Raw genomic sequence first — 19,407 nt, 5'->3', positions numbered from 1 at the left:
GGCTGCCGCAGTGCGGGGTGCTACTTCGCGAAGCACTCCTCCTGCTTGTCGGTGAGGATCTGCGTCGTGAGCGCCTTCTCCTCCTCGTTCTTCTGCTTGTCCTCGCCGTCGGCGATGTAGCCCAGGGTCTCGTCGCTCAGCTCGGAATCGACCAGCGCCTCGGCGAAGCAGGTCGCAGCGTCGTCCGAGATGGCGTCGGGGAGACCCTGGTCTTCGTAGACCTGCTGGATGCCGTCGGCGACGTCGTCGGCCGTCGGACGGGCGGACCCGCCGCAGGCCGCGAGCGAGAACGCGAGCGCGGCGATGGGCAGAGCCAGCAGGATGCGGGAGCGGGTGCGCGGTGTCCGGTCAGTGGCAATCATGATGCCGACCATAGCCACCTCATGGCGAACGTACAGATGGGGTTGCGCTCTGGCTGCCGGGTTCGATAGCGCCGCGGGTCACGATGTGGGAGAGATCACCGTCACATCCGGAAAGTACGTCGAGTATCGCGCGCCGTCTCTGCTGAGCACTCGGTATCCACGGGCGAGTGCGTGGGCACCGATGTAGAAGTCGGGAAGCGATGACCCACGACTCCCGCCCCTCCGGCGGTACTGGAGGTACGCAGCGCCGGCTGCGAACGCCCCCTCGTAGGGGAGGTCGTCGCGCTCGATGTCGAGCGCGGAGAGTGCAGCATCGAGCATCTCGGGGGAGTCGAAACGGATGGAGAGTTCGGCGAAGACGATCGGGTTGATGACCAAGCGTCCGATGTCGTGAGCATCCGCGAGTGCTGAGCTCGACCAGTCCGCCCACTCGGGATCGTCGGAGAAGACGTCCAGAAGCACATTCGTGTCGACGAGCGTCGCGGTGTCATTCACCACGGGTGAGGTCCATCACCTCGGCGGTGCTCAGACCATCACCCAGAATGCCGCGCACCCGCCTCACGGCCCGCTCCCCGCGGGTCAGATCCTGTGCGCGCACGATGCGGAGGACGCCTCCGTCGTCGATCACGTCGACTTCATCGCCGGTCACGAACCCGAGCCGATGTCTCAGCTCAGCGGGGATCGTTACCTGGCCCTTGCTGTTGAGCCTCATCGATTCCTCCTCCGCTTGTGTATTACATCGTACGTCGTTGGTGTATTACACGTCCTGAATATCAGCATCCGGCCTGGTCAGGCGAGGACGAGCAGTTCGCCGACCTCGCAGTCGAGAGCGTCGCAGATCGCGCGCAGCGTCGAGTAGCGGATCGCCCGAGCCCGGTCGTTCTTCAGCACCGACAGGTTCACGATGCTCACGCCCACGCGGGAGCTCAGCTCGGTGAGGGTCATTCCCCGCTCGGCGAGCAGCTCGTCGAGACGGCAGTGGATGCCGGTGGCCTCGTCGTCGTTCTCCGCCGGGGTCATACGAGACCTCTCGTGTCGTCCGCGAGTGCCGCGTTCTCGCGCTGCAGCGCATCCCGTTGCTGCTGCAGTCTGAGGCCCTGGCGGAAGACCGCCGCGAGCGCTGCGAGCATCAAGGCCCCGATGAAGGGGAGTGGCGTCACGGTGAGCTGGAACTGCGAGGGATACCACTCGCTGTCGGGTGTGAAGACCGCGCGGAGCCCGGAGGTGGCGGCGATGCTGCTGAGCAGCTCGGAGGCCACACCGAAGACGAGCACGGCGATCGCCCCTCCGACGAGTGCGCGAGTGATGGTGCGTGAGAATGCGCGACCGCGCAGCGTGTTGAAGCAGATCACCGCCAGGATGACCGCAGGCAGCGTCGTGAGTACAAGGCTGCTGAACTGGGCGGCACCTGCAAGAGCGCGGAGACCGAGTGAGGCGTTCTCGACCGTGAAGTCGGTCAGCTCGGTGCCAGCGCAGTGAAGGACTGCGCCGGGCGGAGTGCTGAGAGTGGGGGCGAGGCAGGGGAGGGATGCCGGCCAGTCCATCCACACCAGAGTGCGTCCCGAGAGCTCCGCCCAGTCGACCTGGAAGACCTTGAAGACGATGACGACGCCGCCGATCGCGTTGAGGACGATCCACATGCCGCTGATCGTGAGCGCGGCGTCCAGTGCGATCGTCTTGCTTCCACGGCGGCGTCCGATCCATACGAGCAGTCCGATCACCACGCCGATGACGGCGAGTGCGATGCCGATGGAGCGCAGAGATTCCCAGGCCGATTCTCCTCCGAACGAGATCATCAGACGAGTCCCTTCGTGTCGTCCGCGAGTGCCGCGTTCTCGCGCTGCAGGCGGATGCCCTGGCGGAAGGCGGCGGCGATGAGACCGACCGCGACTCCGGTCGCGAAGAGCGGGGCGATCGACCAGAACTCGATCGGGTGCGCGGGATCGCCCGTTTCCGCGCCGAGCGCCACGAGCACCCCGTTGCGCCCCATGTTCTCGAGCAGCACGATGAGCAGGGGAGCGAGGACCAGCGTCCATCCGATCGCGTCGAACGCTCGGACGTTGCTGCGGACGAAGAAGTGGCCGCGGAGAAGATTCCAGGCCACGAGCATGACCCCGGCGATCACCACGAGTGGCGCGATCGTCCACAGTGCGAGCGAGCCGATGATCGCCGCGGTCGAGACGGCATCCACTCCGGTGGCGAAGACCATCGCCTGCTGGGCGATGCCGTTGACCGAGGTCGCTCCGGAGTCGACGGTCGCGCTGATCGGCTGCTCGTCGACGGGGATCGACCAGGCGATGCCCTGGTCTCGGAACGTGCCGAGCACGCGCAGGATGCCGCTGATCGCGGTGACGACCACGGAGGCAGCGCCGAAGAGGATCACCGTGATGGCATCCGCGGACTGCGAGCGCGTCACCCTCGCCGTGCCCATCAGACGAGTCCCTTCGTGTCGTCCTCGAGTGCCGCGTTCTCACGCTGCAGGCGGTCGCCGATGGCGAAGACGGTGGCGATGAGGGCGATCACGAACGCGGCGAGGATGAAGGTGAACGGCTCGACGGCGATCATGGCGTTGTCGACGGTGTTGTCGGTCACGTGCGCGACCGTCGCGTTCGCGAGCATGTTGTCGAACAGACGGATCGCCGAGAAACCCACGAGTCCCGTGATTCCCGCGGTGGCGACGAGAGCCGTGTGCCCGCGGCTGAAGATGCGACCGCGCACGGTGCTCCGGGCGAGCAGGATGAGGCATCCGATCACGACGACGATCGTGACGATCTGCAGGACCTGGCCGATGATGCCGGGCACGGAGGCGATCGCCGGCAGCTGCGGCACAGTGATGGTGGCTCTGTCGACCCCGACGGGGATGCTGTCGCCGGTGCCGAGCGGCAGGTCGACCGGCGTGCGGTCGCCCACGAACTCCACGAGCACCGGCACGTTCACGCCCCCGGCCAGCTCGACGATCCGCATGACCGAGAACACCGTGATGTACGCGGCGATCACGAATCCTGAGATGCAGAACCCCATCAGGGCCCCGATGTCGCCGCGGCTGAGTGCGCGGTCCGTCTTCGTCGAGGTCATCATCCACTCCTTATCGATGGTCGATATTACCGATAGTCGTTAACATAACGAGAATCGATATGTTGCGTCAAGGCTCCTGTCGAAACCGCCCCGGATTACGCCGAATGCCGAGGCGCTATGCCGACGGCGAACACGGGCATACGTCATCCGTGCGGTGGTTACTCTCGATGTACAGGCGCGGAGACCGTCGCAGGACTCAGCGCTTCGCCCCAGTGCGAATAAGGAGTCACAGCATGTTCGAGAGATTCACGGACCGAGCCCGTCGAGTGGTCGTCCTCGCCCAAGAAGAGGCGAAGATGCTCAACCACAACTACATCGGCACCGAGCACATCCTGCTCGGCCTCATCCACGAGGGTGAGGGCGTCGCAGCCAAGGCGCTCGAAAGCCTCGGCATCTCGCTCGACGCCGTGCGCGAGCAGGTGCAGGACATCATCGGGCAGGGCCAGCAGCAGCCGACCGGGCACATCCCGTTCACGCCGCGCGCCAAGAAGGTGCTCGAGCTGAGCCTTCGCGAGGCACTGCAGCTCGGCCACAACTACATCGGCACCGAGCACATCCTGCTCGGTCTCATCCGCGAGGGTGAGGGCGTCGCCGCTCAGGTGCTCGTCAAGCTCGGCGCCGACCTGAACAAGGTGCGCCAGCAGGTCATCCAGTTGCTGTCCGGTGCCCCCGGACGCGAGCCGGCCGCTGTCGGCGCGCAGTCGAACGACACCCCGAGCGCCCAGGGCGGCTCGCAGGTGCTCGACCAGTTCGGTCGCAACCTGACGCAGGCCGCGCGCGACAACAAGCTCGACCCGGTCATCGGGCGCGAGAAGGAGATCGAGCGGGTCATGCAGATCCTGTCTCGCCGCTCCAAGAACAACCCCGTGCTGATCGGTGAGCCCGGCGTCGGCAAGACCGCCGTCGTCGAGGGCCTCGCCCAGGCGATCGTCAAGGGCGATGTGCCCGAGACGCTGAAGGACAAGCAGCTCTACTCGCTCGACCTCGGCTCTCTCATCGCCGGTTCCCGCTACCGCGGTGACTTCGAGGAGCGCCTGAAGAAGGTCACCAAGGAGATCCGCACGCGCGGCGACATCATCGTCTTCATCGACGAGATCCACACCCTCGTGGGTGCGGGTGCCGCCGAGGGAGCGATCGACGCGGCCAGCATCCTCAAGCCGCTGCTCGCCCGCGGCGAGCTGCAGACCATCGGCGCCACCACGCTCGACGAGTACCGCAAGCACTTCGAGAAGGATGCCGCTCTCGAGCGCCGCTTCCAGTCGATCCAGGTGAACGAGCCGAGCCTCCCTCACACGATCAACATCCTCAAGGGCCTGCGCGACCGGTACGAGGCGCACCACAAGGTGCAGATCACCGACGGCGCGATCGTCGCGGCATCCAACCTCGCCGACCGCTATGTCTCCGATCGGTTCCTGCCCGACAAGGCGATCGACCTGATCGACGAGGCCGGCGCACGCCTGCGCCTCAGCATCCTGTCGTCGCCCCCCGAGCTGCGCGAGTTCGACGAGAAGATCGCGAACGTGCGCGAGCAGAAGGAGCAGGCGTCCGAGGACCAGGACTTCGAGAAGGCCGCATCGCTGCGAGACGAGGAGAAGAGCCTCCTCGCCGAGCGCCTGCGCCTCGAGAAGCAGTGGCGTTCGGGTGACGTCGCGACCCAGGCGGTCGTCGACGAGGGCCTGATCGCCGAGGTGCTCGCACAGGCGACCGGCATCCCTGTCTTCAAGCTGACGGAAGAGGAGTCCTCGCGACTCGTCTTCATGGAGAAGGCGCTGCACCAGCGCGTTATCGGTCAGGAAGAGGCCATCGCGGCGCTCTCCAAGACGATCCGTCGTCAGCGTGCCGGCCTCAAGGACCCGAAGCGTCCCTCGGGCTCGTTCATCTTCGCCGGCCCCACGGGTGTCGGAAAGACCGAGCTCGCCAAGGCGCTCGCCGAGTTCCTGTTCGACGACGAGGCTGCTCTCATCTCGCTCGACATGAGCGAGTTCGGTGAGAAGCACACCGTCTCGCGTCTGTTCGGTGCCCCTCCCGGATTCGTCGGATTCGAAGAGGGTGGCCAGCTCACCGAGAAGGTGCGCCGCAAGCCGTTCAGCGTGGTGCTGTTCGACGAGATCGAGAAGGCGCACCCGGACATCTTCAACTCGCTCCTGCAGATCCTCGAAGAGGGTCGTCTGACCGATGGTCAGGGCCGCGTGATCGACTTCAAGAACACCGTCATCATCATGACCACCAACCTCGGTGCTCGTGACATCGCCGGTGGTCCGGTCGGCTTCCAGATCGAGGGCGTCAACGCCACGACCTACGAGCGGATGAAGGGCAAGGTCAACGAAGAGCTCAAGCGCAACTTCAAGCCCGAGTTCCTCAACCGTGTCGACGACATCATCGTGTTCCCGCAGCTGTCGAAGGACGAGCTCGTGCAGATCGTCGATCTGTTCACGAAGCGTCTCGGAGAGCGTCTGCTCGACCGCGACATGACGATCGAGCTCTCGCAGGCCGCCAAGGAGCGCCTCATCGAGATCGGGTTCGACCCGGCACTCGGTGCCCGACCGCTGCGTCGCGCGATGCAGCACGAGGTCGAGGACCGGCTGTCCGAGAAGATCCTGCACGGTGAGCTGAACCCCGGCGACCACGTGAAGGTCGACTCGAAGGACGGCGAGTTCCTCTTCGAGCACGGCCCGCGCGGCGAGCAGGTCGCGGTCGGCGTCAACACCGGCGGAGCGATCCCCGGCACCCCCGACCTGGCCATCGCCAGCGGAGAGTAATCCCTGAGACAGAAGGGGCGGATGCAGAGAATCCGCCCCTTCTGCGTGTCTGCGGCCGGTTTCCTCCCCTCCGGTTCGAATCGCTCACTTTGCAGATATCGGGCCGGAACATCTGCAAAGTGAGCGACGTGAACGGTGTGGGGGGCGCTTCAGCGACCATGGAGGTCACGGGTTCTAGGCTGGATGCCGTGAGCGAGTACATCGTCCGTCCGGCGCGCAGCGCCGACATCGTCGGCATCCGTGCCCTTCTGCAGCCGATGGTCGAGCAGCGCATCCTTCTCGGCAAGGACCTGGCCGTGCTCTACGGCGCCGTGCAGGAGTTCGTGGTCGCCGAGGCCGATGGGCAGCTGATCGGATGCGGTGCGCTGCACGTGTTCTGGGAAGACCTCGGTGAGGTGCGCACCCTCATGGTCCGCGACGACTGGCTGCACCACGGCGTCGGCGGCGCGATCGTCGGCCACCTCGAGGAGAACGCCCGGGTGCTCGGCCTGAGTCGCCTCTTCTGCCTGACCTTCGAGGTGGAGTTCTTCGGTCGGCGCGGATACACGCCCATCGGCGAGCAGGTCGTGGACCCCGATGTGTACTCCCAGCTGCTGCGCAGCGGCGATGCCGGTGTCGAGGAATTCCTCGATCTCGCGCACGTCAAGCCGAACACCCTGGGGAACACCAGGATGCTCAAAAGCCTCAACTAATCTGGATACATGCCCCGTCAGTCTGCTGCCGTCTATCGTCGTCGGCGACTGGTGACCCTGGTCGCCCTGATCGTGGTGCTCGCGGTCGTCGGCGTCTCGGTGTGGCTCCTGATGGCCCGCCCGTGGGCCGGGGCGACCGAGGCCTCACCGGTGCCGACCTCGTCGTCGACGCCTGCGGCTCCGTCTCCGTCACCCGCGCAGAGCGAGTCGCTGACTCCCACGCCCCAGCAGACGCAGGAGGGTGAGACGCCGACCGACGGCCCGAGCGTCGAGCAGTCGCCCGGCATCGTCGCGTGCCAGGCCGGCGACGTCGAGGTCGCCGCGGTCACGGATGCCGAGTCGTACCCCGCGGGCGCGCTGCCGAATCTGTCGATCTCGCTGACGAACCGCGGGTCTGCGGACTGCACGATCGACGTCGGCTCCGCCACGCAGCGGTTCACGGTTTCGAGCGGTGAAGACGTGTGGTGGCGCTCGAGCGACTGCCAGGAGAACCCGAGCAGCATGATCGCGACCCTCGCCGCAGGGGCGACCGTCACGAGCAAGGTGCCCGTGGTGTGGGACCGCACGCGGTCGAGCGTCGACACCTGCGCGCAGGAGAACCGTCCGAGGGCTCCCGGTGGGGGATCGTCGTATCACGTGTCGGTCGAGATCGGCGGGTTCGCCGGGGCGACGACCGCGCAGATCCTGCTGTACTGATCTGTCGCGCTTCCGGCCGCCTGCGCTCTGTGTGCCTGGGTTCGACCGGTGCTGACACCGTGCGTTCTTTGGGATACCATAGAGATGGTTCTCTTGAACTTGCGGCGCATGCCATCCCCAGTGGCGTCGACTCATAGCGTCCCCAGCGCTTCGACACTGCCGCTCGAGAGCCCGCGGGCCCTTTCGACTGCTCCCATCCCCAATGGACACTCGAGAGGGCCCCAATCTTTTTCCGGGGAACCCGGCATGAGCAGCGACGCTCGCACGGTGAATAAGCTGGACTCATGGCATCGAAGAAGGCGAAGTCCGGAAAGAACAAGCCCGCACCCGAGGATTTCCGGTCGGATGCTCTCGCGCAGGCGCTCGAGAAGCAGGACATCGCCGCGGTCGCCCTGGCCCTGCGTCACGGCACGACCGTCGTACCGCTGATCAAGCCCGGCGCACGCGACAACCCTCTCGACAGCGGCGAGGTGTGGACGTACCGCGACCCGAAGTCGGGCGATCTCGCGCTGCTGCTGTTCAGCGATGCGAAGAACAAGCCCGAGAACCTGCCCCCGGGCGTCGGGATCTACACCGCGGAGTGGCTGCGGAAGTTCCTCGCCACGCATCCGATCACGACGGTGTTCCTCGACATCGCCGGCCCGCATCCGATGCAGGCGTCGCCCGAGGAGATCCTTAAGGCGCTCGACGCCTGACGGGGCCGAGACGACACGCGTCAGAACGGTGGGATGTCGCGCTCGGGACGACGCGAGGTGTTGCGGGCGCGGACGTCGTTCAGCGCCGCACGCAGCGTCTTCGACCGATCGTCGACGACCTGCTCGTAGCCGAGGCGCTTGGCCTCGTTGCGGCGCTGCGCCGACTGGGTCACGGGGCGGATCTCGCCGGCGAGGCTGAGTTCGCCGACCGCGGCCACGGTGCGCGGAACCCGGATCTGCTGGATCGACCCCGCGACGGCGACTGCGATGGCGAGGTCGGCCGCCGGCTCGGTGAACCGCACACCGCCGACGGTAGACACGTAGACGTCGAGGTTGCTCGTCTTGATGCCGGCGCGCCGCTCGAGGATCGCCAGCACCATCGCCACGCGTGACGCGTCGAGGCCGTGCACGACGCGGCGCGGGTTCGGGGCGGCGGTGTCGATCGTGAGCGCCTGCACCTCGACCGGCAGCGCGCGGCGGCCCTCGAGCGAGATGGCGACGCAGGTGCCCGGCTCGGTCTCGCCCTGCGAGAGGAAGAGCCCCGAGGGATCGGGAACCTCGGCGATGCCGTCGCCGGTCATCTCGAAGCAGCCGACCTCGTCGGTCGGACCGAAGCGGTTCTTGAGCGCCCGGATGAATCGCAGCGACGTCTGCCGGTCGCCCTCGAAGTGGCACACGACGTCGACCAGGTGCTCGAGCACGCGGGGGCCGGCGACGGTGCCGTCTTTGGTCACATGGCCCACGAGGATGACGGGCAGCCCGCGGTCCTTCGCAACGCGGATGAGGGTCGCCGCGACCTCGCGCACCTGGCTCGGCTGGCCGGCCGCGCCGTCGATCAGCGACGACGAGACCGTCTGCACGGAGTCGACGATCACGAGCTGGGGCTGCACCGCATCGATGTGGCCGAGGATCGTCGCGAGGTCTGTCTCGCTCGCGAGGAAGAGCTCGTCGTGCAGCGCGCCGGTGCGCTCGGCGCGCAGACGCACCTGACCCGGGGATTCCTCGGCGCTCGCGTAGAGAACGCGGCGGCCACCCCGGGCGGCCTGTGCCGCCACCTCGAGCAGCAGCGTGGACTTGCCGACGCCGGGCTCGCCGCTGAGCAGGATCGCAGCGCCCGGGACGATGCCGCCCCCCAGCACGCGGTCGAACTCGCCGACGCCGCTCGTGCGGCGCGGGGCGTCTTCGGTGGTGATCTGCGTGATGGGGCGCGCAGCGCGCGCGGCGGTCGGCGCGAGGGGGGTGACACGACTCAGGATGCCGGTCTGCGCGCTCTGCTCCTGCACGGTGCCCCACTGCTGGCATTCGCCGCACCGGCCCACCCACTTGGCGGTCGTCCATCCGCATTCCGTGCAGACATAGGCAGGGGGAGCGGGTTTGCGGGTGGCCATGCAGCCAGGCTATCGCCGGTATCCGACATCCCTATTGCGAAGGGCATTATTCACGGCGGAACCACTCGCTGGCGCTGTGCCACAACGGGATACTGGGTTCATGGCCAACGGCGGGCCCGTCTGCGGGCCGATTTCGAGCTTCTCGCGCGTGCGGATTCTGCACGCGCTGTTCGAGGGCGGCACCGGACAGTCCCGTGCAGAGCGCACGATCGGCGAGCTGTGCGAGGCGACCGGGCTGCATCCGAACACCGTGCGCGAGCACCTGCAGCGCCTCATCGAGGGCGGCTACGTGATCCAGGCCAGCGAGCACCGCACCACCCGCGGACGTCCGCGCACGCTGTACAGCGCCGCGACCGGCATGAGCGATGCCTCCAGCCCCATCGCTCGCGACAAGGCCAAGGCCGCCGCCGAGCGCGGCGACCTGCTGCGTCGCGTGCTCCCCGCATCCGCATCCGCTCTGGGTCGCGATGCGACCTACCAGCTGGACGCCCTGATCGAACACTTGGAGGAGAGCGGCTTCGAGCCCGTCGTCGATGACGAGCAGCTCACCGTCGATCTCAGCCCGTGCCCGCACGCCGCGGGTCGCGCCGAAGACCGTCCGATGCTGTGCTCCGTGCACCTCGGCCTCATGCAGGGGGTGCTCACCGAAGCCGGTGGGCCGCTCGCTGCCGAGGCCGTGCGCACGCCCGCCCTCGCGGCGGACTGCGCTGTGCCTGCTGAGTGCGTGGTGCAGCTGCGCCTGACGGAGATGACCGCCGCCTAGGCGAGCATCTGTCTTATTCACGGTCTGCGGCCCCTCGAGGGCAGCAGGCCCGTCATTAGCGTGGCACCCGGTGCGCCGGTGATCCGGCGCACAGAAGAACCAGGGCACGGAAGAAGGAGTGGCTCATGGAATGGCTCGACCCGCTGGTCCTGTCTCGATGGCAGTTCGGTCTCACGACCGTCTACCACTACCTGTTCGTGCCGCTGACGATCGGCATGGCGCTGGTCGCCGCGATCTTCCAGACCGCATGGGTGCGCACCGGCAAGGTGCAGTACCTGCACCTCACACGGTTCTTCGGAAAGATCTTCCTGATCAACTTCGCCATGGGCGTCGTGACCGGCATCGTGCAGGAGTTCCAGTTCGGCATGAACTGGTCGGACTACTCGCGCTTCGTCGGTGACGTCTTCGGCGCCCCGCTGGCCTTCGAGGGCCTGCTCGCGTTCTTCTTCGAGGCCACGTTCATCGGCCTGTGGATCTTCGGGTGGGACAAGCTCCCGCAGAAGCTGCACCTCGCCACCATCTGGTGCGTCTCGATCAGCAGCATCCTGTCGGCGTACTTCATCATCGCCGCCAACGCGTTCATGCAGAACCCCGTCGGCTACGTCTTCAACCCCGAGACCAACCGCGCCGAGCTCACCGACTTCTGGGCGCTGCTGACGAACCCCGTCGCGCTCGCCGCCTTCCCGCACACGATCTTCGGCGCGCTGATGTTCGCCGCCGGTGTCGTGATCTCGGTGTCGGCCTGGCACCTCGCCCGTGGCCAGCACTTCGACACCATGCGCATCTCGCTGAAGTTCGGTCTGTGGGCGATGATCGTCTCGACGGCCGGCGTCGTGCTCACGGGTGACCAGCTGGGACTCGCGATGTACGCGGCGCAGCCGATGAAGATGGCGGCGGCGGAAGCCACGTTCAACACGGTCTGCGGTGCCGATGCATCCTTCAGCATCTTCACCCTCGGCACGCCCGACGGCAGCTCCGAGCTCTTCTCGATCCGCGTGCCGTACCTGCTCTCACTCCTGTCGACGCACACGTTCGACGCCTGCGTGCACGGCATCAACGACCTCAACGCCGAGTACGCGACCACCTTCGCCGACACCGGCCTCACCGAGTTCGCCCCCATCCTGTGGGTCACCTACTGGGCGTTCCGCTGGATGATCGGCCTCGGTATGGCCGCAGCGCTCGTCGCCGTCGCCGGCCTGTGGCTGACCCGCAAGGGCGCCAAGAAGCCCCCGGCTCCGTGGATGTGGAAGCTCGCGATCTGGTCGTTCCCGCTGGCGCTCGCCGCCAACATCATGGGCTGGGTCTTCACCGAGATGGGCCGGCAGCCCTGGATCGTCTTCGGGCTCATGACCACGCAGGACGGCGTCTCGCCGGGAGTGAGCGGGGTCGAAGTGCTCATCTCGCTGATCGCGTTCACCGCGATCTACGCAGCTCTCGCCGTGGTCGAGGTCCGCCTCATCATCCGGGCAGCCCAGAAGGGCCCCGACACCGAAGAACAGCCCCACGAGGAGACGGCCCAGCTGCCGTCCGTCGTGTACTGAGAAAGGGAACAGTCATGGAATACATGTGGTTCTGGATCGTCGCCTTCCTCTTCGTCGGCTACTTCGTGCTCGACGGTTTCGACTTCGGTGTGGGCATGTCGCTGCCCTTCCTCGGCAAGAACGACGTCTCGCGTCGCCAGGTCATCAACACGATCGGTCCGATCTGGGATCTCAACGAGACCTGGGTCATCGTCGCCGGCGCCTGCCTGTTCGCGTCGTTCCCCGAGTGGTACGCCACGCTGTTCAGCGGGTTCTATCTGCCGCTGCTGCTGATCCTGCTCGCGCTGATCCTGCGAGGCGTCTCGTTCGAGTACCGGCACCAGCGCGAATCGGCGAAGTGGAAGCGCGGCTTCGACCGGATGATCGTGATCGGCTCGGCCGTCCCCGCGTTCCTGTGGGGCGTCGCCTTCGGCAACATCGTGCAGGGAGTGGCGATCGATGAGAATCACATCTACGTGGGCGGCTTCTTCGCGCTGCTGAACCCGTACGCGCTGCTCGTCGGCGTGACGACCCTGCTGCTGTTCTTCCTGCACGGCGTGCTGTTCGTGGCACTCAAGACCGACGGACAGGTGCACGAGGATGCTCGTCGCCTGGTGAAGCTCGCTGCGGTGCCGACCGTGCTCGCCGCGGCCGTCACCGTGATCTGGACCGTCATGATGGCCGCCGGGCGCGAGGCGCCGCTGTTGTACTTCGTGATCGCCTGCGGTCTCGTGGCTGCTCTCTCTCTCGTGGCGGCGATCGTCGCGTCGCTGCGCCGGGTCGACGGGTGGGCGTTCACGTTCGGCGCCGGCACCGTAGCATCCGCTGTCGTGATGCTGTTCGCGGCGCTGTTCCCCTACGTGATGCCGTCGACGATCGACCCGGCGTTCAGCCTCACGATCGAGAACGCGTCGAGCACGCCGTATACGCTGACCATCATGAGTTGGACCGCGCTGATCGCCCTGCCCCTCGTGCTGGCGTACCAGACGTGGACCTACTGGATCTTCCGCAAGAGGGTCACCCGCAGCTCGATCGAGGGGGCTCCGGCGCACGCGTGAGACACGGCTTCTGCTCCGGTCNCGACGGGTGGGCGTTCACGTTCGGCGCCGGCACCGTAGCATCCGCTGTCGTGATGCTGTTCGCGGCGCTGTTCCCCTACGTGATGCCGTCGACGATCGACCCGGCGTTCAGCCTCACGATCGAGAACGCGTCGAGCACGCCGTATACGCTGACCATCATGAGTTGGACCGCGCTGATCGCCCTGCCCCTCGTGCTGGCGTACCAGACGTGGACCTACTGGATCTTCCGCAAGAGGGTCACCCGCAGCTCGATCGAGGGGGCTCCGGCGCACGCGTGAGACACGGCTTCTGCTCCGGTCGCAGTTCGTGCCGCCTTCCTGATCGGGGAGCGGCTCGAACTGCGACCGGAGCGACCTGTCCGGTCACGGCTGAGGGGGTGGAACGGTGAAGCCGGTCGACATCCGCCTGATCCGCTATGCCAGCGCCGCCCGTGGATTCCTGCTGCTCTCGGGCGTGATCGGCGTCGCGCAGACCGCGGTCACGATCGCCTTCGCCTGGATGCTGACGGATGCCGTCACCGGTGCGCTCGCCGGGCGCGACGTCACGGCATCCCTGCTCTGGTTGCTGGGTCTGGCCGCCCTTCGCGGAATCCTGATCGCCGCTTCGGATGCCGCGGGCATGCGCGCCGCTGCCCAGACGGGTGTGCAGCTGCGTGNTCCGGTCACGGCTGAGGGGGTGGAACGGTGAAGCCGGTCGACATCCGCCTGATCCGCTATGCCAGCGCCGCCCGTGGATTCCTGCTGCTCTCGGGCGTGATCGGCGTCGCGCAGACCGCGGTCACGATCGCCTTCGCCTGGATGCTGACGGATGCCGTCACCGGTGCGCTCGCCGGGCGCGACGTCACGGCATCCCTGCTCTGGTTGCTGGGTCTGGCCGCCCTTCGCGGAATCCTGATCGCCGCTTCGGATGCCGCGGGCATGCGCGCCGCTGCCCAGACGGGTGTGCAGCTGCGTGCCGCGTTGATCTCGGCGGTGGGTCGTCTCGGACCCGGCTGGCTCGCGCAGCGCAGTCGGGCGGGACTCGCTCTGACCGCCGGGCACGGTCTTGAAGCTCTCGACGCGTACTTCGCCCGGTACATCCCGCAGCTCGTGCTGACGGTGGTTGCGACACCCGTCCTCGTCGCGGTGATGTGGTGGCAGGACTGGCCGAGCGGGCTGACCGCGGTCATCACGCTGCCGCTGATCCCGCTCTTCCTGATCCTGATCGGCATCGCGACCCGCACCGTGCAGCGCAGGCAGTGGCAGACGCTGCAGCGTCTCGCCGCGCGCTTCGCCGACACCGTGCAGGGCCTCTCGACCCTGCGGCTGTTCGGACGCGAGCGCCGCGCCGCCGCACAGATCGAGCACACGGCCGACGACTACCGACGCGAAACCATGAAGGTGCTGCGGTTCTCGTTCCTGTCGGGGTTCTCGATGGAGCTGCTGGCCTCGATCGCCGTGGCGCTGATCGCCGTCGCGATCGGTTTCCGCCTGCTGTCGGGCGACCTGTCGCTCGAGGTCGGGCTGTTCGTGCTGCTGCTGGCGCCCGAGGCGTTCCTGCCGATCCGCCAGGTCGGGGTGCAGTTCCACGCCGCCGCCGAGGGCGTGGCGGCGACGGAAGACGTGTTCGCGGTGCTCGATGCGGCGGAGGCTCGGCGGGCCGGCGTTCACGATTCAGCACCGGATGCGGCCACCGGGCCTTCTGACGTGCGGAGAGCCGGTCGCGACGACATCCATGCTGAATTGCGAACGGCGAAAACCCGAGAACTGGTCGTCACCGACCTGCGGGTGCGCGACCTGCCGTCGGTCTCGTTCACGGCCAGCCCCGGAACCATCACCCTGATCGAGGGACCGAGCGGTGCCGGCAAGTCGAGTCTGCTCGCGGCTCTGCGCGGAGCGGTCGAGTTCGAGGGCTCGGCCACCGTCGGTGGCGTCGACGTGCGGGAGCTGCCGCCGTCGCAGTGGCTGGCCTGGGCCGGGCAGCGTCCGCAGCTGAGTCGAGGAACGCTCGCTGAGAACGTGGCGCTGGGCGATGAGAGGCCGGATGCCGACGGCATCCGCCGCGCCCTCGACGACGCCTGCGCGAACGACCTCGACCCGGCTCTCGAGCTCGGAGTGCAGGGGAGTGGGCTCTCGGGCGGTCAGGCGCAGCGCGTCGCGGTGGCGCGGGCTCTGTATCGCCAGGCGGTGCATCCCGGCGCCGTTCTCGCCCTGGATGAACCGTCGAGTGCACTCGACCCGGAGACCGAAGCGCGGCTCTGGACGTCGCTGCGCGCACGGACGGATGCCGGGGCGACCGTCGTGCTCGTGTCGCACCGCCGCACGGCCCGCGACATCGCCGACCAGGTCGTCGAGCTGGGGGTGAGCGTATGACCCTTCGACAGGCTCAGGGGCCCACGGGTGGAGCGCCGGAAGGCACCGCGGCGCGTGTGCGCGGCATCCTGCGTCTCGCGCAGCCGCCGGTGCGGCGTTTCCTTCCCGGTGCGATCTGGGGCTTTCTGTCGGCGGGCGCCGCCGTAAGCCTGCTGGGGGTCAGCGGCTGGCTCATCGTCAGCGCCTCGATCGTGGACTCGCTCGTGCCGCTGTCGATCGCGGTCGTCGGCGTGCGCTTTTTCGCGGTGACGCGCGCCGTCACCCGGTATCTCGAGCGGCTGAGCGGACATGACGCCGCGCTGCGGCAGCTCGCCTCCACCCGCGCCGACATGGTGCGCCGGCTCACCCCGCTGTCGCCCGCCGGACTCGGTCGCACCGATCACGGCCGGGTGCTCTCGGCGCTCGTCGACGACGTCGAGAATCTGCAGAACCTTCCGCTGCGCGTCGTGCAGCCGCTCGCGGTGTCGGGGCTCGTGGCGCTCGGCGCGGTCGGCTTCCCGCTGTTCGTATCGATGCCCGCTGCCCTGACCCTCGCTGCGTGCCTCGTGATCGCCGCAGCTGCCGCGGTCGGACTCGGCTGGATCTTCGGATCCCGCGCCGAGGCGGCCGTCTCGCAGCGCCGCGGCGATCTCTCGGCCGCGCTCACCGACTACTTCGGCGCACTCGACGTGCTGCTCGCCTACGGCGCCGAGGCTCAGGCGCGCGAGCGTGTGGCGGTCGCCGATGCCGCTCTTCGTCGCGCGGTCAGCCGGGCCTCGCTCGCCCAGGCCATCGCGGCCGGTGTCGTGTCGGCGGTCGCCGGCGCAGCATCCGTATGGGCGCTCGCCGTCGCGGCGCCAGGCCTCACCACCGGGGCGATCGACGCGCCGTGGCTCGCGGTGGCCGTGCTCGTGCCTATGGTCGTGTTCGAGGTGTTCGGCGCGGTGCCGATCGCCGCATCCTCATGGCGGAGTGTGCGATCGAGCGCCGAGCGCATCGTCGACGTGCTGCCCTCGGAGATGCCCGCCGAGTTGCGATCGGACGACGGTGAGGACGCCGAGATCGACGGCGTTCCGGCACTGCGGATGCGCGATGTCCGGGCCTGGTGGCCGGGCGGGACGCCGGCATTGCGCGGCGTCGACCTCTCGCTCGAACCGGGGGAGCGCGTGCTCGTGGCGGGCCCCAGCGGCGCGGGCAAGAGCTCGCTCGCCGCGGCGCTGGTCGGATTCCTGAGGGTCGAGGGCGAGTACTCGGTCGGCGGCGTGGATGCTGGTGCGCTGTCGGGACCGGCGCTGCGCCGCACGATCGGGCTCTGCGAGCAGAGCCCGCAGCTGTTCGACGAGGACATCCGTCAGAACCTGCTTTTCGCGCGGGACACCGCGAGCGACGACGAGCTGTTGGCCGTGCTCGACCGGGTCGGCCTGGGACCGTGGGTGCGCGAGCGCGGTGGACTCGACGCCCTGGTCGGCGATCGCGGCGGCCTCGTCTCGGGCGGACAGGCGCAGCGCATCGCTCTGGCCCGGGCGCTGCTGCGGGGCTTCCCGGTGCTGGTGCTCGACGAGCCGACGGCGGGCGTCGACCCCGAGGCATCCGATGCTCTGCTGAGCGATCTGCTGCAGGCGGCGGGGGACCAGTCGGTGCTGCTCATCTCGCACGTCGCCCCGCCGGCGGGGACGGTCGACCGGGTCGTGCGACTCGAGGGCGGTCGGACGGTCTCGACGTAGTCGCGCGGCGGTCAGACGCTGAGGTCGGCGCGCGGCTCCATGACGATGCCCTGCGCCTCGAAGACACGTCGGCGCTCTTCGATGCGCCGGTGCAGTTCGACCTGCGCAGCGTCGACGAGCTGCGGGTCGAGGTCGACGGTCGGCGGATGCGGGTCGCCGTGGTTCGCCTCGATGTAGGCGTCGAGCTCGGGGCCTGAGGTCCACGACGTGATCAGCGCGTAGCGCGGGGTCACGCCCCGGTGCCAGACCGCATGCCAGAAGCGCTGCGTGTCGACGATGATGCGCGAGCCCTGACGAAGCGGCAGACGGATCTCGGTCGCGGGGTCGAACCGGTCGGAGCGCAGCAGCAGCAGCGAATCGGTGTCGTCGGAGAGGTTGTAGTAGCCGCGCACGACCCAGCCGGTGCCGTCGTCGTTGAGGCGGTTGTTGTCGTCCTGATGCAGGTTGTAGACGGCATCCGCGTACTCGTTCGGCTGCAGCTCGATCACGCGGCAGCGTCCGACTCCGGCGCCCGGTTCGAGCGCGCGGCGCTGCAGGGTCGGCGCGATCGCGACCTGCGAGTCGACCCACACGCCGTCCTTGTCGGTGCGGGGCGGGGTGTGGTTCCAGAAGCCGTTGCACTCGATCTCGCCGGCGTAGCTCGCGAGGGGAGCGAAGCGCGTGACGCCCGACGAGCGCCAGCCGACGTAGGCGAGATCGAGCCATTCGGCTGGGTCGGATGCCTGGTCGTGGTCGTCGAGCACCACGTATCCGGTCTCTGCGAGTGCGTCTGACGTGATGAAGCCCATTGCGTCCCCTCCGGAGCTCTGCCTTTAGGACAGCCTAACTCGCACGCTCGGCGTTCGCCGGAGGGTGCGGCCAGGGAAAAGGTCTGGGTGCGAGACCCGCTTCAGCCGGCGAGACCCGCGTCCTGCGCGCGGGTCTCGCCTGCTGGACGCGGTCTCGCCGACAGTGCACGGTCTCGCGAGGATGGGCTGCGGACGCTGCGCCTCGGCCCGATTCGCGCCGCGGGCCTCGGTGTCGTAAGCTAGTCCGCGGTGACGTGTCCGAGCGGCCGAAGGTGCAACTCTCGAAAAGTTGTGTAGGGTAACCCCCTACCGTGGGTTCAAATCCCACCGTCACCGCCACCACGAAGGCCCCGCATCCCCTGGAAACAGTGGGATGCGGGGCCTTCGTCGTGTCTGGTGCGGCAGTTGCGGTAACGCAGCGGTAACGGGAGCTCAGATTCGCTCGAAGGCGTCCCCGGTGCGCTCGTCGCACAATCATCCGGGCTTTCACTCGGTTCGACCGGCTCGAAGGCTTCCGCTGACGCTTCTGTTCACCGCTAGCCAAGCTGAATGGGCTGGTCCGTCGCAGCCGTGGCACCCTCAGATGCGACCGTCGAATTCGGCCATGTCTCAGGTCTCCAGTACCCGTCTAGACTTCGGGTCCTGGGAGACCGTCCGCGTTGATCATGAGGGGCGAGTGCGAAGACATGGGTGCGCGAGCCCGGGGGCAGTTCGAACGATCCTGGATCGACCCCTGGATGATCGACGTCAACGCAGGCCCGTCCGCCCGGAGCGGTCGTCGCAGAGTGAGCAGGAGTCCCGCCGCCACCATGATCGGCGCGGCGACGCTGAGGGCGAGTGGCTCGATCGGGACGACGCCGAGATCGGCGTCGGCGATCGAGGTGATGAACAGCGCAGGAGTGGAGACCCGGTGGCTCAGCCATTCCAGCCCGCGCCAGAAGGCGGGGTCATTGATGAACCATCGTCGGATCACGGCGCCCGCCGCCAGGAGGAGGAGGATCGGGATGATCGCTGTCAGGAGAAGACTCACGATCGTCCACTGTGATGCAATGAGTCAGTGTAGTTCAACCATGACAACATGACCACGAGATCCGGTGGCCGACGCTGACAGAGGACTCTTCCGACGTCCTGCGCGGTTGGGCCGGCGTACTTCGGAGCGTCTTCACCGCCGCCGATCTCGAAGAGTTGTGCGCAGTGACGAACGGCCTGCTGGAACGTGGCACCTCTCGCGCCTACCTCACCATTCACGACCGACTGCGCCGCACCTACATTTCCTTCCCGATGAGGAAGACGTCGTTGCCAGTCCGCGCCGTCACGAGTGGCGGCCTCGCCCTGTTCCTCGTTGAATCCGGAGGAGACCGACTCGGCGCCTGCGGACGCGACGGCTGCGGCCTCGTCTTCGTCGACACCAGCCGCAACGGTCGCCGAGCGTACTGCTCGTCACGCTGCGGCAACTATGTCGCCGTCACCCGGCATCGGCAGGAGCTTCAACGGTAAAAGCGAGGGCCTATCGACCCTCGTGCTGAATGCTCCGGT

Annotated in this window: 20 protein-coding genes, 1 tRNA gene and 1 pseudogene; 12 read left to right on the top strand and 10 right to left on the bottom strand. The window is 67.8% G+C overall.

The window, feature by feature from the left end; genetic code table 11:
* Positions 1–20: 20 nt before the first annotated feature.
* The 7 genes from IXW21_RS14755 to IXW21_RS14725 form a co-directional block, all read right to left on the bottom strand.
* Entirely contained in the window at positions 21–362 is a 342-nt protein-coding gene (locus IXW21_RS14755; RefSeq protein ID WP_194765003.1) for a hypothetical protein, read from the bottom strand.
* 78 nt (positions 363–440) lie between these two features.
* Positions 441–860 (bottom strand): type II toxin-antitoxin system VapC family toxin, encoded by a 420-nt coding sequence (locus tag IXW21_RS14750; protein ID WP_323742267.1) that lies wholly within the window; start codon positions 858–860, stop codon positions 441–443.
* A complete protein-coding gene (locus IXW21_RS14745; RefSeq protein ID WP_194765002.1) occupies positions 850–1,074 on the bottom strand; it encodes an AbrB/MazE/SpoVT family DNA-binding domain-containing protein in 225 nt (74 codons plus the stop codon). The genes IXW21_RS14750 and IXW21_RS14745 overlap by 11 nt, the downstream gene beginning before the upstream one ends.
* A 77-nt stretch (positions 1,075–1,151) precedes the next feature.
* The gene (locus tag IXW21_RS14740) at positions 1,152–1,382 is read right to left on the bottom strand and encodes a helix-turn-helix domain-containing protein (protein ID WP_194765001.1); all 231 of its coding nucleotides are present in this window, start codon (positions 1,380–1,382) and stop codon (positions 1,152–1,154) included.
* Complete coding sequence (locus IXW21_RS14735; protein WP_194765000.1) at positions 1,379–2,158, bottom strand: hypothetical protein; 780 nt, start codon at positions 2,156–2,158, stop codon at positions 1,379–1,381. Before IXW21_RS14735 ends, IXW21_RS14740 begins: the two co-directional genes overlap by 4 nt.
* Entirely contained in the window at positions 2,158–2,793 is a 636-nt protein-coding gene (locus IXW21_RS14730) for a DUF2975 domain-containing protein (protein ID WP_194764999.1), read from the bottom strand. Before IXW21_RS14730 ends, IXW21_RS14735 begins: the two co-directional genes overlap by 1 nt.
* Complete coding sequence (locus IXW21_RS14725; RefSeq protein ID WP_194764998.1) at positions 2,793–3,437, bottom strand: DUF2975 domain-containing protein; 645 nt, start codon at positions 3,435–3,437, stop codon at positions 2,793–2,795. Before IXW21_RS14725 ends, IXW21_RS14730 begins: the two co-directional genes overlap by 1 nt.
* Before the next feature lie 233 nt (positions 3,438–3,670).
* Here IXW21_RS14725 and IXW21_RS14720 point away from each other — a divergent pair, with 233 nt between their 5' ends.
* The 4 genes from IXW21_RS14720 (at position 3,671) to IXW21_RS14705 (ending at position 8,279) form a co-directional block, all read left to right on the top strand.
* Positions 3,671–6,196, top strand: a complete 2,526-nt coding sequence (locus IXW21_RS14720) for an ATP-dependent Clp protease ATP-binding subunit (protein ID WP_194764997.1) — start codon at positions 3,671–3,673, stop codon at positions 6,194–6,196.
* A 188-nt stretch (positions 6,197–6,384) separates the two neighbouring features.
* Complete coding sequence (locus IXW21_RS14715; protein WP_194764996.1) at positions 6,385–6,888, top strand: amino-acid N-acetyltransferase; 504 nt, start codon at positions 6,385–6,387, stop codon at positions 6,886–6,888.
* Positions 6,889–6,897: 9 nt separating this feature from the next.
* Positions 6,898–7,584 carry a hypothetical protein gene (locus tag IXW21_RS14710; protein WP_194764995.1) on the top strand — a complete coding sequence of 229 codons (687 nt, stop codon included), beginning with the start codon at positions 6,898–6,900 and terminating at the stop codon, positions 7,582–7,584.
* Positions 7,585–7,868: 284 nt separating this feature from the next.
* The gene (locus tag IXW21_RS14705; RefSeq protein ID WP_194764994.1) at positions 7,869–8,279 is read left to right on the top strand and encodes a dehydrogenase; all 411 of its coding nucleotides are present in this window, start codon (positions 7,869–7,871) and stop codon (positions 8,277–8,279) included.
* Positions 8,280–8,299: 20 nt separating this feature from the next.
* Here the strand turns inward: IXW21_RS14705 and radA are convergent, their stop codons facing one another.
* Positions 8,300–9,667 carry a DNA repair protein RadA gene (gene radA / locus IXW21_RS14700; protein ID WP_194764993.1) on the bottom strand — a complete coding sequence of 456 codons (1,368 nt, stop codon included), beginning with the start codon at positions 9,665–9,667 and terminating at the stop codon, positions 8,300–8,302.
* Between the two features lie 100 nt (positions 9,668–9,767).
* Between radA and IXW21_RS14695 the strand changes: the two genes are divergently transcribed.
* The 6 genes and pseudogenes from IXW21_RS14695 (at position 9,768) to cydC (ending at position 17,083) form a co-directional block, all read left to right on the top strand.
* Positions 9,768–10,430, top strand: coding sequence for a helix-turn-helix transcriptional regulator (locus IXW21_RS14695; RefSeq protein WP_194764992.1), 663 nt, complete (start codon positions 9,768–9,770; stop codon positions 10,428–10,430).
* A 125-nt stretch (positions 10,431–10,555) separates the two neighbouring features.
* The gene (locus tag IXW21_RS14690) at positions 10,556–11,971 is read left to right on the top strand and encodes a cytochrome ubiquinol oxidase subunit I (protein ID WP_194764991.1); all 1,416 of its coding nucleotides are present in this window, start codon (positions 10,556–10,558) and stop codon (positions 11,969–11,971) included.
* A 14-nt stretch (positions 11,972–11,985) separates the two neighbouring features.
* Positions 11,986–13,008, top strand: a complete 1,023-nt coding sequence (gene cydB / locus IXW21_RS14685; protein WP_194764990.1) for a cytochrome d ubiquinol oxidase subunit II — start codon at positions 11,986–11,988, stop codon at positions 13,006–13,008.
* A 23-nt stretch (positions 13,009–13,031) separates the two neighbouring features.
* Positions 13,032–13,307, top strand: a pseudogene (locus IXW21_RS14680) (cytochrome d ubiquinol oxidase subunit II); the annotation flags it as partial.
* A gap of 405 nt (positions 13,308–13,712) precedes the next feature.
* Complete coding sequence (cydD, locus tag IXW21_RS14670; protein ID WP_194764988.1) at positions 13,713–15,380, top strand: thiol reductant ABC exporter subunit CydD; 1,668 nt, start codon at positions 13,713–13,715, stop codon at positions 15,378–15,380.
* Complete coding sequence (cydC, locus tag IXW21_RS14665) at positions 15,377–17,083, top strand: thiol reductant ABC exporter subunit CydC (protein WP_194764987.1); 1,707 nt, start codon at positions 15,377–15,379, stop codon at positions 17,081–17,083. The genes cydD and cydC overlap by 4 nt, the downstream gene beginning before the upstream one ends.
* An 11-nt stretch (positions 17,084–17,094) precedes the next feature.
* Here the strand turns inward: cydC and IXW21_RS14660 are convergent, their stop codons facing one another.
* Positions 17,095–17,871, bottom strand: a complete 777-nt coding sequence (locus tag IXW21_RS14660) for a hypothetical protein (protein ID WP_194764986.1) — start codon at positions 17,869–17,871, stop codon at positions 17,095–17,097.
* Between the two features lie 248 nt (positions 17,872–18,119).
* On the opposite strand from IXW21_RS14660, the gene IXW21_RS14655 reads away from it, so the two are divergent.
* Positions 18,120–18,210: transfer RNA gene (locus IXW21_RS14655), tRNA-Ser, on the top strand.
* A gap of 289 nt (positions 18,211–18,499) precedes the next feature.
* On the opposite strand, the gene IXW21_RS14650 is transcribed toward IXW21_RS14655, so the two are convergent.
* The gene (locus IXW21_RS14650; RefSeq protein WP_194764985.1) at positions 18,500–18,901 is read right to left on the bottom strand and encodes a hypothetical protein; all 402 of its coding nucleotides are present in this window, start codon (positions 18,899–18,901) and stop codon (positions 18,500–18,502) included.
* Between the two features lie 164 nt (positions 18,902–19,065).
* On the opposite strand from IXW21_RS14650, the gene IXW21_RS18290 reads away from it, so the two are divergent.
* The gene (locus IXW21_RS18290) at positions 19,066–19,368 is read left to right on the top strand and encodes a CGNR zinc finger domain-containing protein (RefSeq protein ID WP_323742266.1); all 303 of its coding nucleotides are present in this window, start codon (positions 19,066–19,068) and stop codon (positions 19,366–19,368) included.
* Positions 19,369–19,407: the final 39 nt, after the last annotated feature.

This window comes from Microbacterium sp. UFMG61 (assembly GCF_015354505.1).
Taxonomy (GTDB): Bacteria; Actinomycetota; Actinomycetes; order Actinomycetales; family Microbacteriaceae; genus Microbacterium.
Note: the sequence above shows the minus strand (reverse complement) of the source record. Positions and strands in the feature narration are given on the sequence as shown.

What these genes read in the sequence shown, in the direction of transcription:
- IXW21_RS14735 (WP_194765000.1), bottom strand. Translation starts at nt 2,158, where the DNA reads ATGATCTCGTTCGGAGGAGAATCGGCCTGGGAATCTCTGCGCTCCATC.
- IXW21_RS14730 (WP_194764999.1), bottom strand. Translation starts at nt 2,793, where the DNA reads ATGGGCACGGCGAGGGTGACGCGCTCGCAGTCCGCGGATGCCATCACG.
- IXW21_RS14725 (WP_194764998.1), bottom strand. Translation starts at nt 3,437, where the DNA reads ATGACCTCGACGAAGACGGACCGCGCACTCAGCCGCGGCGACATCGGG.
- IXW21_RS14745 (WP_194765002.1), bottom strand. Translation starts at nt 1,074, where the DNA reads ATGAGGCTCAACAGCAAGGGCCAGGTAACGATCCCCGCTGAGCTGAGA.
- IXW21_RS14705 (WP_194764994.1), top strand. Translation starts at nt 7,869, where the DNA reads ATGGCATCGAAGAAGGCGAAGTCCGGAAAGAACAAGCCCGCACCCGAG.
- IXW21_RS14710 (WP_194764995.1), top strand. Translation starts at nt 6,898, where the DNA reads ATGCCCCGTCAGTCTGCTGCCGTCTATCGTCGTCGGCGACTGGTGACC.
- cydB (WP_194764990.1), top strand. Translation starts at nt 11,986, where the DNA reads ATGGAATACATGTGGTTCTGGATCGTCGCCTTCCTCTTCGTCGGCTAC.
- IXW21_RS14695 (WP_194764992.1), top strand. Translation starts at nt 9,768, where the DNA reads ATGGCCAACGGCGGGCCCGTCTGCGGGCCGATTTCGAGCTTCTCGCGC.
- IXW21_RS14690 (WP_194764991.1), top strand. Translation starts at nt 10,556, where the DNA reads ATGGAATGGCTCGACCCGCTGGTCCTGTCTCGATGGCAGTTCGGTCTC.
- IXW21_RS14755 (WP_194765003.1), bottom strand. Translation starts at nt 362, where the DNA reads ATGATTGCCACTGACCGGACACCGCGCACCCGCTCCCGCATCCTGCTG.
- IXW21_RS14720 (WP_194764997.1), top strand. Translation starts at nt 3,671, where the DNA reads ATGTTCGAGAGATTCACGGACCGAGCCCGTCGAGTGGTCGTCCTCGCC.
- IXW21_RS14740 (WP_194765001.1), bottom strand. Translation starts at nt 1,382, where the DNA reads ATGACCCCGGCGGAGAACGACGACGAGGCCACCGGCATCCACTGCCGT.
- cydC (WP_194764987.1), top strand. Translation starts at nt 15,377, where the DNA reads ATGACCCTTCGACAGGCTCAGGGGCCCACGGGTGGAGCGCCGGAAGGC.
- IXW21_RS14660 (WP_194764986.1), bottom strand. Translation starts at nt 17,871, where the DNA reads ATGGGCTTCATCACGTCAGACGCACTCGCAGAGACCGGATACGTGGTG.
- radA (WP_194764993.1), bottom strand. Translation starts at nt 9,667, where the DNA reads ATGGCCACCCGCAAACCCGCTCCCCCTGCCTATGTCTGCACGGAATGC.